This window comes from Anaerosphaera aminiphila DSM 21120, assembly GCF_900129925.1.
In the GTDB taxonomy this organism is placed as follows: Bacteria; Bacillota; Clostridia; order Tissierellales; family Peptoniphilaceae; genus Anaerosphaera; species Anaerosphaera aminiphila.
Genome location: NZ_FQXI01000009.1, coordinates 1 through 15,245 on the forward strand (window position 1 = coordinate 1; position 15,245 = coordinate 15,245).

Below are 15,245 nucleotides of genomic sequence, written 5' to 3' on the forward strand. Positions count from 1 at the left end.
GGAAGAACGGAAGGATTTAACAATAAAATCAAAGTGATTAAACGAGTATCTTATGGATATCGTAATTTCGAGACCTTTAAGAAAAGGATTTTGTGGTGTTGCAGTTAATTTAAACAAAAAATTAGAATAAAAATTGAGGTAGGAAAAAACCTACCCCAACATTTGACAATGAACCTAAAAAAATAAATAGTTATTTTGAAAGAGAGCTATTTTAATCAATAAATATTTTTAACTTATGACAATTATGCTATAATGAGTTAGGAGGTTTTATTGTGAAAAAAATTAAAAAGATTGTCACAGTTGCTTTAGTGGGAACAGTATTAATGGGAAATATTGTCTATGCAAAAACTTTTTCAGATGTTACAGCTAAGGGCGATTACCAGTGGATATATTCCAGTTTAGATAAATTATCGAATCAAGGAGTTTTTGGAGGATATCCTGACGGAACATTTAAACCTAAAAGAGCAGTTAGCTTTTTAGAAATAATGCAGGTCATAAAAAACATTAAAAATCCTTCTACAGAAGAAGTACAAAGCGCAAGAGATACTTATAAAAGTGAAGTAGAGAAATATAAAATAGATTCATGGGCTGTAGACGCAGTTTGTTATAATTTAAAGAACAATACAATAACTGCTAAGACACTACAATCTGCTAATGATAAGGGCTTTTTAAAAGAAAAAAATAAATTGTACCCAGATAGAAATTCTGTGGCAGTGTATTTTGGAAGAGCTCTTAAATTAAATGAAAATGGAAATAGAGATTTATTAAAACACAGTGATGCAAATAGTATCCCTGACATGACAAAGGGTTATTTGGGAAGTTTGGTTGAGGCAAATATATTTTCTTCAACTGGCTCAAATGGAAAATTTAACGGCAGTAAGTATATATCCAGAGCAGAAGTGGCATCTATTGCAGATAAAGCTCTTGTTTACTTAGAAAATCACAATGTTGAAGTTAAAAATATAGAAGATGAAAAAAAAGTAGAAGTGGAAGATTTAATATCTAATAGAACAGAAGTTGAAGGTGTTGTAGATTATATAGGACATTCAAATTCAGTGGGAACTATTGGAATTAATTCAAAGACCTATTCTTTTGATGCAGATACTATAAAGATAGTAGACTCAACGGGACTTTACAGTGGAGATTTTTCTGTTATAAACAAAATGCAAGTAAGAGCAGTTGTTAACGAAAGTGAAGTTATAGAGCTTTACTTATTGAGTATGCCGGTGGAAGTAAAAAACGTAAATATAACCGGAAAGGTAACTTCAATATCTTCTAATGGAGCAGAGTATACTTTAAATCTTCAAGTGTTAGTTTCAGATAGCCCGAATTTCACACCGGGAAGTACTGTAAATTTAAACACTGGAAATTCTTATAAAGTAGATGATATTTTAAATATATCAGCAGAGTATAAAAACTCTCAGTTAGTGGATATAAAAATTAAGTAGGTGAAGGTAATCCTTCACCTTTTATGTGGGGAAACATGGAAATTTTTAATAGATTAGAAATGGTTGTCGGAAGCGACAATTTAGAAAAACTTAAAAATTCAAATATATTAGTTTTTGGACTTGGCGGAGTAGGCGGAAGTCTATGTGAGGCTCTAGTTAGAGGTGGAATAGGTAATATTTCCATAGTAGATAGGGATATTGTAGACATAACAAATATTAACAGACAAGTCATTGCAACTCACAGTACTGTAGGCTTAAATAAAGTAGATGCAATGGAACAAAGACTAAAAGACATCAATAGAGATGTTTCAATTAAAAAATTTAAATTGAATTTAAGTAAAGATACAATTGAAGAATTTTATTTTGAAGAATATGACTATATTGCAGATGCAATAGATACTGTTACTTCAAAGATACTTCTTGCAGAAATTGCATATAGAAATAAGTACAGTTTAATTTCGGCTATGGGAACTGGAAATAAGTTGGACCCAACAAAACTTGAAGTTTCAGATATAAATAAAACTAAAGTATGTCCCATTGCCAGAGTTATGAGAAGAGAGTTAAAAAAGAGAGGAGTAAGGCGACTTAAAGTTGTCTACTCGACAGAGGTTCCGAAAAAACCAGTTTTTAACTTGGAAAATAAATCAACGCCGGGTTCTGTGTCCTTTGTTCCACCAGTGTGTGGAATGATAATGGCATCAGAAATTATAAATAGTATAATTGAAATGTAGGAGAAATATGAAATATAAAGATTTAAATAATAAGCAAGCAGAAGCATTACTTCAAACAGAGGGACCTATATTAATTTTAGCAGGGGCCGGATCGGGAAAGACTAAGGTAGTAACCAATAAAATTGCATATTTAATTGAAGAAAAAAATGTATACCCCTCAAATATTTTAGCCATAACTTTTACTAATAAGGCAGCAAGTGAAATGAGAGAAAGAGTTGCCAAGTTAATAGATGTAAATGTTGATGCAATGTGGATAGGAACTTTTCACGCTATTTGTTTGAGAATTTTAAGAAGAAATATAGAGAAGATAAATTATACTTCGAATTTCTCCATATACGACAGAGATGATCAAAATACTGTTGTGAGAGATTGTATAAAGGAATTGGATTTAAATAAAGACGTCTATAAAAATAGAGGTATTATTGCAAAAATTTCTGAACTTAAAAATGAAGGCACTCTTCCAGATGAGTTTATAAATGCAAATCACACAGACTTTTACAACAGAAATGTTGGAGAAGTCTATGCACTTTATGAAAAAAAGTTAAAAGACAACAATGCACTGGACTTTGATGACTTAATCATAAAGACTGTTGAAATATTAGATAAAAATAAAGATATTAGAGATTACTATCAAAATAAATTTGAATATGTATTTGTAGATGAATATCAGGATACAAATGCTGTTCAGTATAAGTTAATTAAACTCCTGTGTAGAAAAAATCCAAATTTAACTGTAGTTGGAGATAACGACCAGTCAATTTACAAGTGGAGAGGAGCAGATATAAGTAATATTTTGAATTTTGAAAAGGATTTTAAAGACGCAAAAGTAATACTTTTAGAACAAAATTATCGCTCTACTTCAAATATTTTAAATGTAGCAAATGCTGTTATAAGGAACAATCCCAACCGTAAGGATAAAAAACTTTGGACAGATAAAGTAGAGGGAAAAGAAGTTAAGTACCAACTATACGGGCACTCTCAAGAAGAGGAGAGAGATGTAGTAAATAAAATGCTCCAGTTTAACTACAAGGGATATAATTTTTCAGATATGGCAATACTCTATAGAACTAATGCTCAGTCCAGAGGATTTGAAGAGGCTCTAGTTAGAGAGAGAGTTCCCTATAAAATAATTGGAGGACTTCGATTCTACGATAGAAGAGAAGTTAAAGATATTATTGCATATTTAAAGGCAATTCAAAATATTGATGATGACGTTGCTATAACTAGAATTATAAATGTTCCCAAACGTGGGATAGGAGACCAATCTGTAAACAAAATGGCCACTTTTGCAAGTGAAAATAATTTAACTTTATACCATGTAATAGAAAACTTGGAAAGTTACCCTGAGTTAAATATGAGAGCGCGCAAGAGTATAAAAGAATTTTCAAATTTAATTACTTTACTTAGAAGTAAAAAAGATGAACTTATGATTTCTAATTTAATTGAAAAAGTAATATATGAATCAGGTTATATTGCAGAACTTGAAGCGGAAAAAACAGTAGAGGCAAGAACTAGAATTGAAAATATAAAGGAACTTATTTCCACAGCTGTAGAGTATGAAAAGGAAAATCCAATGGGAACTTTAGAAGATTTTCTATCGGGGATAAGCCTTTTATCTGAAGTAGATAAGACCAATCCAATGGAAAATGGCGTAAAGCTTATGACTGTTCACGCATCAAAGGGATTAGAATTTAAAATCGTATTTTTAGTTGGAATGGAAGAGGGACTTTTTCCGACTTCAAGAGCCCTTGAAAGTGATGAGGATATTGAAGAAGAGAGAAGGCTTTGCTATGTAGCTGTAACTAGAGCAGAAGAGATTTTATGTATAAGTTCTGCACAGACTAGAACTCTCTATGGTAAAACTACTCCAAGTTTGGAATCTAGGTTTATAAAAGAAATGGAAGATACTATAGAAGTAGTTACACCAGCAAAAAAAATTGATGAAAATTATAAAAACTTAGTAAAGGTAAAAGACTTTACTGAATATAAACCCTCACAAAGCAGCATGTCAACTCCAAAGCCAAAAGACTTAAAAAACAGTGGAGACTTTAATATTGGAGATAAAGTGAATCACAAAAAATGGGGACAGGGAATGATAGTTTCTAAAACAGAAAAAAATGGAGATTATGAAGTAGTAATATCTTTTAATGAAAGAGGTTTAAAGAAGTTAATGTTGTCTTTTGCTCCTATTACGCTGGTGAAATAAATGGAAAATTTAAATGTAATTAATAAGATGAGAGAACTTATAAAAAAAGTTGATGATTTAAACTACCACTACTATACACTTGATGATCCTAAGGTAAGTGATAGTGAATATGATAAAATTTACTATGAGTTAAAAAGATTAGAAGATGAAAACAATCTTGTGTTACCAAATTCTCCTACTACAAGAGTTGGGGGAGAAGTTCTTTCTAAATTTGAAAAACACACTCATATTGCGCCTCTCTACTCACTGGACAAGGCTCAAAGCTTTGAAGGGTTAAAAGTTTGGCATGAGAGAAATTTAAAACAAATAGAAGCTTTAAATGCAAGTGGAGAAAATTTGCCAAGTCCTCAATATGTAATTGAACTAAAATTTGACGGCTTGACAATTAACTTAACTTACGAAAACGGAGAGTTAAAAATGGCAGCTACAAGAGGAAATGGACTAATAGGTGAGGAGATACTACCTCAAGTTAAAACTATTTACTCCATACCCTTAGAAGTGGAATACAAGGGCACAATGGAAATTCAAGGAGAGGGATTAATGCCCTTAAAAGCTCTTGAGAGATACAATGAAACTCATGAAGAGCCACTTAAAAATGCCAGAAATGCAGCGGCGGGAGCTCTTAGGAATTTAGACCCTGCAGTTACAAGAGAAAGACATCTCACAGCTTTTTTCTACAATGTCAGCTATATTGAGGGCAGGGAATTTAAAGATGATGTAGAGATGAAGAACTTTTTAAGACAAAACAAATTTAGAGTAAATAGCGAAAATAAACTATGCAGCACTCTGGAAGAAGTTTATGAAGAGATAGATAAAATAGGTAATACAAGAAATTCTCTGGAAGTTTTAATAGATGGTGTGACTATAAAAATTAACGACATGAAAACCAGAAGACTTTTGGGATTTACTAATAAATTTCCGAGGTGGGCAATAGCTTATAAATTTGAAGCCGAAGAAGTTTCAACTAGGCTACTTGAAGTTATTTGGAACGTTGGAAGAACTTCAAAGGTAACTCCAACAGCAATATTAGAACCTGTTGATATAGGTGGAGTAACTATTCAAAGAGCCACATTAAATAACTATGATGACATAGTTAGAAAGAAACTTAGAATAAATGGAAATGTGCTACTTAGAAGGTCTAATGACGTAATTCCGGAAATATTGGGAGCACTTCCAACAGATGAGGAGACTTATGAAATAGAAAAACCTATTCACTGTCCATCCTGTGGAACAGAGTTATTTCAAGATGGTGTGCATATATTTTGCCCCAATACACTTTCCTGTGTACCTCAATTAGTTTCAAGGTTAACTCACTTTGCATCTAGAGATGCAATGAATATAGAGGGGTTAAGTGAAAAAACTGTAGAAAAGCTTTTAAATGAACTTGATATTAGGGAAATTTCTCAAATTTACGAATTAAAATATGAGGACTTAATAAATTTAGAGGGATTTAAAGAAAAAAAGAGTAAAAATCTTTTAAATGCAATTGAAAACAGTAAAACTATAAAGTTGCCGAATTTTATATACGCTCTAGGGATTGGAAATGTGGGAATAAAAACTGCCTATGATCTTGCAAAGCACTATGGAAACTTTGAAAGTTTAAGAGAAGCTAAATATGAAGAACTGGTTGAAGTGGGCGATATAGGACCTATTACTGCAGAGGAAATTGTAGAGTTTTTTCACGACGAACACATTAAAAAACCTATTGACAAGTTGCTTAGTTTAGGTGTAAAACCTGAATATGAAGTTTTAAATATAGAGAATTCCTTTTTTAATGATAAAAAAGTAGTTTTAACTGGAGCGCTTAGTATGCCACGAAAGGACTTAGAGGAAATACTTATAAAAAAAGGCGCTAAAATTACATCTTCAGTTAGTAAAAATACTGACTATGTAATTGCAGGTGAAGCAGCTGGTTCAAAATACAATAAAGCAGTAGAATTAAATATAGATATAATAAGGGAAGATGAATTAAAAGATTTATTAGGAGGAGAATATGAAGCGTAGTGAAATAAAACACATTGCAGATATTGCTCAAATAGATTTTACAGAAGAAGAACTTGCAAATTTTGAAGATAGTTTTGTAGAAACTATGGATTTAATTAATAAAATTAAAGAAATAGATACTGATGGTGTAGAAAGTACATTTAGAGTTATTGATGAAGTTAACAATTTAAGAGAAGATGAAGTTGGAAAATCTTTAACTCAAAAAGAAGCAGTAGAAAATACAGTAGATGAAAAGTATGGATATTTCAATATTGTAAAGTTTGTAGAATAGAGGTGAGGTTTTGAGTTTAATTAAGTTAAAAGCACATGAATTAATTGAAGGTTATGAGAATAGAGATTTTTCCTGTGAAGAAGTTACTAGGGAGTATCTTGAAAATATAAAGGCAGAAGATGCAGATTTAAACGCCTATGTCACTGTGTGTGCAGAGGATTCAATAGCTCAGGCTAAAAAAATAGACAATAAGTTTTCAAATAGAGAAGATATGGGATTACTTGCAGGAGTTCCAATAGGAATTAAAGACAATATTGCAGTTAAAGGCGTAAAGATGACTTGCTCTTCAAAGATGTTGGAAGATTTTATCGTTCCCTATGATTCTGTAGTGTCAGAGAGGATAAAAACTCAAGATGGAATAATACTTGGGAAGACAAATATGGATGAGTTTGCCATGGGAGCTTCAACAAAGAGTTCTTACTTTGGAGTTACTAAAAATCCTCTTGATAAAACTTTAGTCCCCGGTGGTTCATCAGGAGGCTCTGCAGCAGCACTGGCAGGTGGAGAATGTGCACTTTCTGTGGGAACTGATACTGGTGGGTCAACGAGACAGCCGGCAAGTTTTTGTGGGCTTGTGGGCATAAAGCCAACTTATGGTTCAATACCAAGATACGGAATATCTACAATGGCAAATACCTTTGACCAAGTGGGTACATTTGGAAGAGATGTAGAAGATGCAGTAATTTTACTTAAAGCACTAGAGGGAAGAGATGAAAAAGATGCAACCTCTGTTGGAAACTCTTCTATTCAAGAAGAATTTGACTTTAAAAATATAGAAAAGTCTATAGAGTTTTTAAAGGGTGTAAAAATAGCTGTTCCAAAACTATATATGGATATGAATTTAGATGAGAGAATAAAATCTGATTTTGATGAGTCCATAGAAGTTTTAAAGGAAAAGGGCGCAATTATAGACTATGTTGAAATAGAATCACTAAAGTATGTGCTTGAAACTTACCATATTTTAGTAAATGGAGAACTAGCTCCAAATATGGCAAGATTTGATGGAATTAGGTACGGCCACAGAACCAAAGACTATGAAAATATTGAAGAATTATATAGAAATACTAGAGCAGAGGGATTTGGGGACGAAGTTAAGAGAAGAATTATGATAGGAACTCATATTTTGAGTTTAGACTTGGCAGAAGACTATTATTACAAGGCTTTAAAAGTTAGAACGATTATAAAAAATGACTATGATAGAGCTTTTGAAAAATATAATTTTGTTTTAAGTCCTACAGTTCCACTACTTCCATTTAAAATTGAAAGAGAAATGAGTCCGGTTGAAAGTTATCAAACTGATTTATTTACAATACCTGCCAATATGACAGGGTGCCCTTCTATTAGTATTCCAATGCCTAAGGTAGATGGACTATCTGTGGGAATAGCTCTTACAGCTAATAGATTTAAAGATAATGACCTAATAAAAGCTGCCTTGGGATTTGAAAGGAGTGTGGACTAATGAGTTATCAAACAATAGTTGGTTTGGAAATTCACGTAGAACTTTCAACAAAGACAAAAGCTTTTTGTTCATGTGCAAACGAGTTTGGAGGAGAGCCAAATACCAGAGTTTGTCCTACTTGTTTAGGACTTCCAGGAGGGCTTCCCGTTTTAAATAAGAATGTAGTAAATTACAGCGTTATGGCGGGACTTGCATTAAATTGCCATATTGCAAAAAAATCAAAATTTGATAGGAAAAATTATTTTTACCCTGACTTGACTAAGGGATTTCAAATTACTCAAGATGACATGGCAATTTGTTCAGAGGGATATTTGGAAATTGAAGGCGAAGAGGGATTAAAAAAAGTTGGTATTTTTAAAGTTCAAATGGAAGAAGATACTGGTAAGTCTCTTCATACAGAAGACAATGAAACACTTATGGACTACAACAGATGTGGAGTTCCACTAATAGAAATAGTTTCAAAACCGGATATGAACAGTGGAAAAGAAGCTAGACTTTTCTTGGAAAAATTAAAAAGTACATTAAAATATATTGGAGTTTCCGATGTAAAAATGGAAGAGGGATCTCTTAGATGTGATGTAAATGTAAATGTTATAGATAAAACAACAAATAAAAAAACACAAGTTACAGAAGTTAAAAACATTAACTCCTTTAGAGGAGCAGAAAAGGCAATTGACTTTGAAGTTAATAGACACATTGAACTTTTAAAAAACGGTGAAGATGAAGTAAAGACCACTAGAAGATGGGATGATGTAAATAATCAAACTGTGTTAATGAGAGAAAAGTACACAGTTGCCGACTACAGATTTGCTCCTGAGGGAGATTTATTAGAAGTAGTTTTAACAGATGAGTGGATTAATGATATAAAAGATAAACTTCCAGAACTACCTGAAGAGAAGAAAAAGAGATTTATTAAAGACTATAAACTTCCTGAATATGATGCAGAAGTTTTAACATCTTCTCAACAACTTGCAGATTATTATGAAGAAGTAGCTAAGCGCTTTGATGATACAGCAATGATTTCAAATTGGATTATGACAGAAATATTGAGAAGAGTGGAAAATGTTGAAGAATCTTTTGACTTGCCATTTACGCCTGAGGACTTAGTTGAACTTTTACAAACTATAAAAGATGGAAAGATAAACAACAACGCAGGTAAAAAAGTGTTAAGAGAAATGTTTGAAACAGGTAAAAAGCCAATGGCTATTATTGAAGAGCAAGGTTTAATTCAAATTTCCGACACATCAGAAATAGAGACAATTGTGGAGACTATTTTAAGTGAAAATGCTCAGTCAATTGAAGACTATAAAGCTGGAAAAGATAGAGCTTTTGGATTTTTAGTTGGGCAAGTAATGAAAGCTTCACGAGGAAAGGCCAACCCTCAAGTTGTAAATGAACTGTTAAAGAAAAAATTAAATAGTTAAAAAAATATGCTGTAAAGAGAATTATTCTCTTTACAGCATATTTTTAGTTAAAATTTCAGTGTATTTAATCCTATTTTTTTGTCAAAGTATCTTTCAACGGTTCCGTCGACAATGTCAAAAAACAATTCACAAGCTCCACTTATAACACATTTGTTTAAATGACCTCCAAATGTAGTTTGTTGAACATCTGAAAACGTTACGTGTAAGTGAATGTAGGGCTCACCGTCTTTTGTAGTGATATTTCCCATAAATGAAGTAATTTCATAGTCTTTACCACTATAAGTATTTGTAATGTACTCTTTGGTTTCTGTGTTAAATAAACCTACTGTAAGATTGTTTGATGCTCCAATTCCTGAAACAGAAGCAAGTTTAATATTATTCTCTTCTATGAATTTAAGAATGGACTCAATAACTTCTTCTCCTACGTCAACTCTAAGTACAGCTTTACCGTTAAAAATTTTTCCTTGCATTTTAAATTCCCCTCTCCATGTGTTTAATTAACTTTTCTTTTAAATCTTCTCTTTCCAGTGCAAAGTCAATAGTTGCTTTTAAATAACCCTCTTTTGAGCCAATATCATATCTTTCACCTTTAACACTTAGTCCATATATATTTTCCTCTTTAAGCAGTTCAATAAATGCATCAGTAAGTTGGATTTCATTATTTTTCCCGGGAGCAATGGTGGGTAAAATATCAAAAATTTTAGGAGATATTATATATCTTCCAATAATGGCAAGGTTGCTTGGTGCAGAATTTACATCAGGTTTTTCAACTAAGCTTAAAATCTGACCTAATTTATTTATTTCAACTATGCCATATTTATCTACATCTTTTCTTTCAACTTCAGATAATCCAATAATAGTTGAGTTGTGCTTTTCAAATAAATTAATGAGTTGAGAAGTGGCGTTTATATCATTTTTAATTATTTCATCTCCCAACAATAGAGCAAAGGGTTCATTTCCTACAAAGTCTTTAGCGCAGTATACAGCGTGACCCAGTCCCAATGGCTCTTTTTGTCTAATGAAGTGAATATTTGCCAAATTTTCAATTTCCTGTAATTTTTTTAGTTCAGAATTTTTCTTATCACTAGTTAATTTATATTCAAGTTCAATATTTTTATCGAAATAATCTTCAATGGAATTTTTATTTCGTCCCAAAATAATGAGAATGTCTTCAATTCCACTTTCTACAATTTCTCTAACTATGTAGTCTATAGTTGGAGTATCTACTATTGGCAACATTTCCTTGGGACATGATTTAGTAAAGGGTAAAAATCTAGTTCCAAGTCCAGCTGCCGGTATTATGGCTTTTTTTACTTTCAAATTATCACCTCTTACCTGTATTATATCAAAAATATATTTTTTAATAGCATATTTAAATTAGTTTATTTATAGTGTATTATATGTTAAAAGGATGGTGCTATTATGTCGATTAATAGAGAAGAAGCAATGGAGTTGTTATTAAAATACAATGAAACAGATGCATTGATAAAACATGCTCTTCAAGTAGAAGCTGCAATGATGCACTTTGCAAAATATTTTGAAGAAGATGTTGAAAAATGGGGAGTTGTTGGACTGTGCCATGACTTGGACTATGAAAAATACCCTAAAGAGCACTGTAAAAAGACTAGAGAAATTTTAGAAGCAGAAGGTTGGCCAGAAGAGTATATAAGGGCAATAGTATCTCATGGTTGGGGAACGTGCAGTGAAGAAAAACCGGAGAGCTTAATGGAAAAAGTTCTATATACAGTAGATGAATTAACAGGTATTATTAATGCAGCTTGTCTACTTAGACCTAGCAAATCAGTTTTAGATTTAAACTTAAAATCTTTAAATAAAAAATTTAAAGATAAAAAATTTGCCGCAGGTTGTGATAGAGATATTATCTTAACCGGGTTAGAAATGTTAGATATGGATAAAAATATTGTATTTGAAGAAACCATTAAGGGACTTCAAGAAAGAGCTGAAATATGTGGGTTAAAGGGTGAACTATAGTTTTTTATATAAATCGTCAAACTTTCACTTTTATCTCACAATATAACTGTATATTTAGTATAAGAAGTGGATGGTGATGTATTGTTTAAAATATTAGTAGTTGATGACGAAGCCAAAATTAGGGAAGTAATAAAGACATATGCTGAATTTGAAGGTCATACAGTGGAAGAGGCATCTGATGGTTTAGAGGCAATAGATAAGTGTAAGGAACAGGATTTTGACGTGATAGTTATGGATATAATGATGCCTAGACTAGATGGTTTTTCTTCATACAAAGAAATTAGAAAACATAAAGATATTCCGGTTTTAATGCTTTCTGCCAGGGGAGAAGAATATGACAAGTTGTTTGGATTTGAAATAGGAATAGATGACTATGTGGTAAAACCTTTTTCTCCAAAGGAATTAATGGCAAGGTTAAATGTAATAGTAAAGAGACATCAAAAGACTATTGAGAATGAAACTTTAGAATTTGAAGGTTTGAGAATAGATCTTGATGGAAAAGTTGTATATGTTGATGAAGAAAGAGTGGAGATGACTCCAAAGGAGTATGATTTACTCGTATTTTTAGCTACAAATGAAAATATAGCACTTTCACGAGATAAACTTTTAAGTAAAGTGTGGGGATACGACTTTTATGGAGATGACAGAACTGTTGATACTCACATTAAAATGTTGAGAAATTCAATTAAAGACTATAGAAAGTTTATAGTGACAGTTAGAGGAACAGGTTATAAATTTGAGACAAGAGAATAAGAAAGTAAAAATTGATAAAAACAGCATAATGTTTACATTTTGGAAGTATTTTTCCGGATTTGCTGCAGCAATATTAATATCTCTCTGGTTATTTCAAATTGTATTTTTAAATAGTTTCTATGAATCCATGAAAGAAGGAGAAGTTACTAAAATTGGAAATTATTTAATAGGAGAGTATAAAAATAAGGACTTTGAAAGTAAAATACTTAGCTATTCTCAAAAAGAGGGCATGGAAATAGAAATTATAGATGAAGATAGGCGCCGTATATATCCAATGAACTGGATGGGGCTTATGATGAATCCTGAAATCATAGACCAAAAAATCTTTAATGAGTACTTTGAAGGTGTGAACACAGGAGAAAAAGCTTATAGGGTCTTTACTGCCAAGCCACAGCACTCAGAGAACTCAACAATAACCTATGCAGGTTATTTAGGGAAAAAGCACGATGTAAATTATTATATTATTATAAAAAGTGAGCTTGAACCAGTTGACTCAGCTGTTGAGATTCTACAAAAGCTGTTGATGTTAGTATCTATATTGTCATTGCTATTGGCTTTGATTTTATCTTACTTTATTTCAAAGAGGCTTTCAAAACCTCTAATAAGTATGTCAAGGTCTGCTAAAAAGCTTGGGAATGGAGATTTTAACGTACACTTTGATGAAGATGACTATTCAGAGATAAATGATTTATCCAATACTTTAAACTATGCAACTAGTGAACTTGCAAAGACTATAGAGGTGAGGAAGGACTTAATTTCCAATGTAAGTCATGACTTAAAAACTCCTTTAACTGTAATTAAATCCTATGGAGAAATGATTAGAGACATATCTGGAAACAATGAAGAAATGCGTAATAGACATATTGAAACAATTATAAATGAAGCTGATCACCTTACGATGTTAGTAAACGACTTACTGGATTTGTCAAAGATAGAGTCAAATCTTGAAGATGTAAATTATGAGCCTGTAAATTTATATGACTTGTCTAAAGAAGTAATTGAGAGATTTAAAATATTCTTTGAAAAAAGTGACTATAATTTTATTTTTGAAACAGAGGGAAATTGTATAATCTTTTGTGATAGGAAGCGGATAGAGCAAGTAATTTATAATTTAGTAAACAATGCAATAAATTACTCAAGAAGAGAAAAGGAAATAATCATAAGAGTAGTTGAAAAAGATGGTAAAGTTCGCTTTGATTGTATAGATAAGGGAATAGGAATAAAAAAAGAAAATATAGATAATATTTGGGAAAGATTTTATAGAGAGAGAAATAATCATGTGAGACCTGAAGTTGGAACGGGATTGGGATTATATATTGTAAAGAGTATTTTGGAAATGCATGAGTATGAATATGGTGTTGAGTCCGAATACGGAAAGGGATCAGATTTTTATTTCATAGCAGATGAATATAAAAATGAAAGTTAAAATTTGGACAATAACTGTCCAAATTTTTTTCTTTTAAAAGTGACCATAGTCCTTATTTTTTGAAAATACAAATTGGTGTGGCATAAGAAGTATAAATGATGTAAAATATAAACAAAGTGGTAGATAGTGGTTGAATGTGGTGCAAAATGGTGACGAAATGTTAATAGGTGAATACAGACACTCTCTTGATCCAAAGGGCAGAATTATAATACCTGCCAAGTTTAGAGATGAATTAGGAGACGAATTTGTAATGACAAAGGGACTGGACAACTGTCTTTTTGTATATCCAAAAGATGAGTGGATAAAAATTGAAAATAAATTAAAAGATTTGCCTATGACAAATAAAGCAGCACGATCTTTTGTCAGGACTTTTTTTTCTGGAGCAATAGATCAATCCCTTGACAAACAGGGAAGAGTACTAATACCACAAAACTTAAGAGAACATTCAAAAATACTTAAAGATGCAATAGTAATAGGAGTAAGCACTAGAGTAGAAATATGGAGTGCTGAAAATTGGGATAATTATAATGATGATGAAGGCCTTTCTTATGAAGAAATGGCTGAAAAGATGACTGAGTTGGGGATATAAATGAAATTTAATCATGAACCCGTATTGTTTAATGATACAATAGAGTTACTAGATATAAAAAAAGATGGAATATATGTAGACGGCACTATTGGTGGTGCAGGGCATTCATCTGAAATATTAAAGAGATTAAACGGCAGTGGTCTGTTAATAGGAATAGACCAAGATTCAGTTGCGCTTAAAAAGTCTGAAGAAGTACTTAGTAGTATTAACAGCAACTATAAATTATTTAATTCAAATTATAAAAATTTTGAAGAGGTTTTAGATTCTTTAAAAATAGATAAAGTAGACGGTTTTTTATTAGATTTAGGAGTGAGTTCTTATCAATTTGATGAGGGTGAAAGAGGATTCTCCTATAATTATAATGCAAAACTTGACATGAGAATGGATACATCTGCAAATTTTAGTGCGTGGGACATAGTAAACAGCTACTCTAAAGAGGAGCTTACAAAAATATTGCGAGATTATTCAGAAGAGAGATGGGCTGCAAGAATTGCAGATGCAATAGTAAAGAGAAGAAATGATAAGCCTATAAATACTACATTTGAATTAGTAGATGTGATTAAGGGAGCGATCCCTGCGGCTGTAAGAAGAAAAAAGGGACATCCTGCGAAAAAGACATTTCAAGCTCTTAGAATTGAAACTAATAATGAGCTGGATGTACTTAGAAATACAATAGGAAAAATGATAGACAGATTAAATCCAAAAGGTAGAATGGCAGTTATATCTTTTCACTCTCTGGAAGATAGAATTGTAAAGGAGACATTTAGATATTATTATTTAGACTGTATCTGTCCTAAAGAAGCACCTGTATGTGTTTGTGGTAAAAAAAGAGAAGTAAATATGATTACCAGAAAGCCAATAATAGCTTCAGAAGAAGAACTTGCAAGAAATAACAGAGCACATAGTGCAAAACTTAGAGTTATTGAGAAAATATAGGAGTGT

Annotated in this window: 15 protein-coding genes; 13 read left to right on the plus strand and 2 right to left on the minus strand. The window is 31.8% G+C overall.

Annotated features, from left to right (window positions below; genetic code table 11):
* The 8 genes from BUB47_RS06430 to gatB form a co-directional block, all read left to right on the plus strand.
* Nucleotides 1-108: transposase (locus tag BUB47_RS06430; RefSeq protein ID WP_143270613.1), on the plus strand; the 108-nt coding region annotated here is incomplete at its 5' end.
* 164 nt (nt 109-272) lie between these two features.
* Nucleotides 273-1,448, plus strand: coding sequence for an S-layer homology domain-containing protein (locus BUB47_RS06435; protein ID WP_073184860.1), 1,176 nt, complete (start codon nt 273-275; stop codon nt 1,446-1,448).
* A gap of 35 nt (nt 1,449-1,483) precedes the next feature.
* Nucleotides 1,484-2,179: a tRNA threonylcarbamoyladenosine dehydratase gene (locus BUB47_RS06440; protein ID WP_073184970.1), complete on the plus strand. Its 696-nt coding sequence runs from the start codon at nt 1,484-1,486 to the stop codon at nt 2,177-2,179.
* Between the two features lie 7 nt (nt 2,180-2,186).
* A complete protein-coding gene (locus BUB47_RS06445; RefSeq protein WP_073184862.1) occupies nt 2,187-4,385 on the plus strand; it encodes a UvrD-helicase domain-containing protein in 2,199 nt (732 codons plus the stop codon).
* Nucleotides 4,386-6,389 (plus strand): NAD-dependent DNA ligase LigA, encoded by a 2,004-nt coding sequence (gene ligA, locus BUB47_RS06450; protein WP_073184863.1) that lies wholly within the window; start codon nt 4,386-4,388, stop codon nt 6,387-6,389. It begins immediately after the preceding gene.
* Nucleotides 6,379-6,660: an Asp-tRNA(Asn)/Glu-tRNA(Gln) amidotransferase subunit GatC gene (gene gatC / locus BUB47_RS06455; protein ID WP_073184865.1), complete on the plus strand. Its 282-nt coding sequence runs from the start codon at nt 6,379-6,381 to the stop codon at nt 6,658-6,660. The genes ligA and gatC overlap by 11 nt, the downstream gene beginning before the upstream one ends.
* A 10-nt stretch (nt 6,661-6,670) precedes the next feature.
* The gene (gatA, locus tag BUB47_RS06460; protein WP_073184867.1) at nt 6,671-8,119 is read left to right on the plus strand and encodes an Asp-tRNA(Asn)/Glu-tRNA(Gln) amidotransferase subunit GatA; all 1,449 of its coding nucleotides are present in this window, start codon (nt 6,671-6,673) and stop codon (nt 8,117-8,119) included.
* A complete protein-coding gene (gene gatB, locus BUB47_RS06465) occupies nt 8,119-9,543 on the plus strand; it encodes an Asp-tRNA(Asn)/Glu-tRNA(Gln) amidotransferase subunit GatB (RefSeq protein ID WP_073184868.1) in 1,425 nt (474 codons plus the stop codon). Before gatA ends, gatB begins: the two co-directional genes overlap by 1 nt.
* A gap of 47 nt (nt 9,544-9,590) precedes the next feature.
* On the opposite strand, the gene BUB47_RS06470 is transcribed toward gatB, so the two are convergent.
* The gene (locus BUB47_RS06470; RefSeq protein WP_073184870.1) at nt 9,591-10,013 is read right to left on the minus strand and encodes a PPC domain-containing DNA-binding protein; all 423 of its coding nucleotides are present in this window, start codon (nt 10,011-10,013) and stop codon (nt 9,591-9,593) included.
* Nucleotide 10,014: 1 nt separating this feature from the next.
* Complete coding sequence (gene galU / locus BUB47_RS06475) at nt 10,015-10,863, minus strand: UTP--glucose-1-phosphate uridylyltransferase GalU (RefSeq protein WP_073184872.1); 849 nt, start codon at nt 10,861-10,863, stop codon at nt 10,015-10,017.
* Nucleotides 10,864-10,965: 102 nt separating this feature from the next.
* Here galU and BUB47_RS06480 point away from each other — a divergent pair, with 102 nt between their 5' ends.
* From BUB47_RS06480 to rsmH, 5 genes are all read left to right on the plus strand, one after another.
* Complete coding sequence (locus BUB47_RS06480) at nt 10,966-11,535, plus strand: HDIG domain-containing metalloprotein (protein ID WP_073184874.1); 570 nt, start codon at nt 10,966-10,968, stop codon at nt 11,533-11,535.
* Between the two features lie 81 nt (nt 11,536-11,616).
* A complete protein-coding gene (locus BUB47_RS06485) occupies nt 11,617-12,288 on the plus strand; it encodes a response regulator transcription factor (RefSeq protein WP_073184876.1) in 672 nt (223 codons plus the stop codon).
* Nucleotides 12,272-13,714, plus strand: coding sequence for a HAMP domain-containing sensor histidine kinase (locus BUB47_RS06490; protein WP_327021343.1), 1,443 nt, complete (start codon nt 12,272-12,274; stop codon nt 13,712-13,714). Before BUB47_RS06485 ends, BUB47_RS06490 begins: the two co-directional genes overlap by 17 nt.
* Nucleotides 13,715-13,871: 157 nt before the next feature.
* On the plus strand, nt 13,872-14,303 hold the full coding sequence (gene mraZ, locus BUB47_RS06495) for a division/cell wall cluster transcriptional repressor MraZ (protein ID WP_073184971.1): 432 nt from the start codon (nt 13,872-13,874) through the stop codon (nt 14,301-14,303).
* Nucleotides 14,304-15,239, plus strand: coding sequence for a 16S rRNA (cytosine(1402)-N(4))-methyltransferase RsmH (gene rsmH, locus BUB47_RS06500; RefSeq protein WP_073184879.1), 936 nt, complete (start codon nt 14,304-14,306; stop codon nt 15,237-15,239). It abuts the gene before it with no gap.
* Nucleotides 15,240-15,245: the final 6 nt, after the last annotated feature.

Bases quoted from the DNA above. Each gene is read 5' to 3' on its own strand.
- BUB47_RS06440 (WP_073184970.1), top strand. From the start codon at position 1,484: ATGGAAATTTTTAATAGATTAGAAATGGTTGTCGGAAGCGACAATTTA.
- BUB47_RS06445 (WP_073184862.1), top strand. From the start codon at position 2,187: ATGAAATATAAAGATTTAAATAATAAGCAAGCAGAAGCATTACTTCAA.
- ligA (WP_073184863.1), top strand. From the start codon at position 4,386: ATGGAAAATTTAAATGTAATTAATAAGATGAGAGAACTTATAAAAAAA.
- gatC (WP_073184865.1), top strand. From the start codon at position 6,379: ATGAAGCGTAGTGAAATAAAACACATTGCAGATATTGCTCAAATAGAT.
- gatB (WP_073184868.1), top strand. From the start codon at position 8,119: ATGAGTTATCAAACAATAGTTGGTTTGGAAATTCACGTAGAACTTTCA.
- BUB47_RS06470 (WP_073184870.1), bottom strand. From the start codon at position 10,013: ATGCAAGGAAAAATTTTTAACGGTAAAGCTGTACTTAGAGTTGACGTA.
- BUB47_RS06480 (WP_073184874.1), top strand. From the start codon at position 10,966: ATGTCGATTAATAGAGAAGAAGCAATGGAGTTGTTATTAAAATACAAT.
- mraZ (WP_073184971.1), top strand. From the start codon at position 13,872: ATGTTAATAGGTGAATACAGACACTCTCTTGATCCAAAGGGCAGAATT.
- rsmH (WP_073184879.1), top strand. From the start codon at position 14,304: ATGAAATTTAATCATGAACCCGTATTGTTTAATGATACAATAGAGTTA.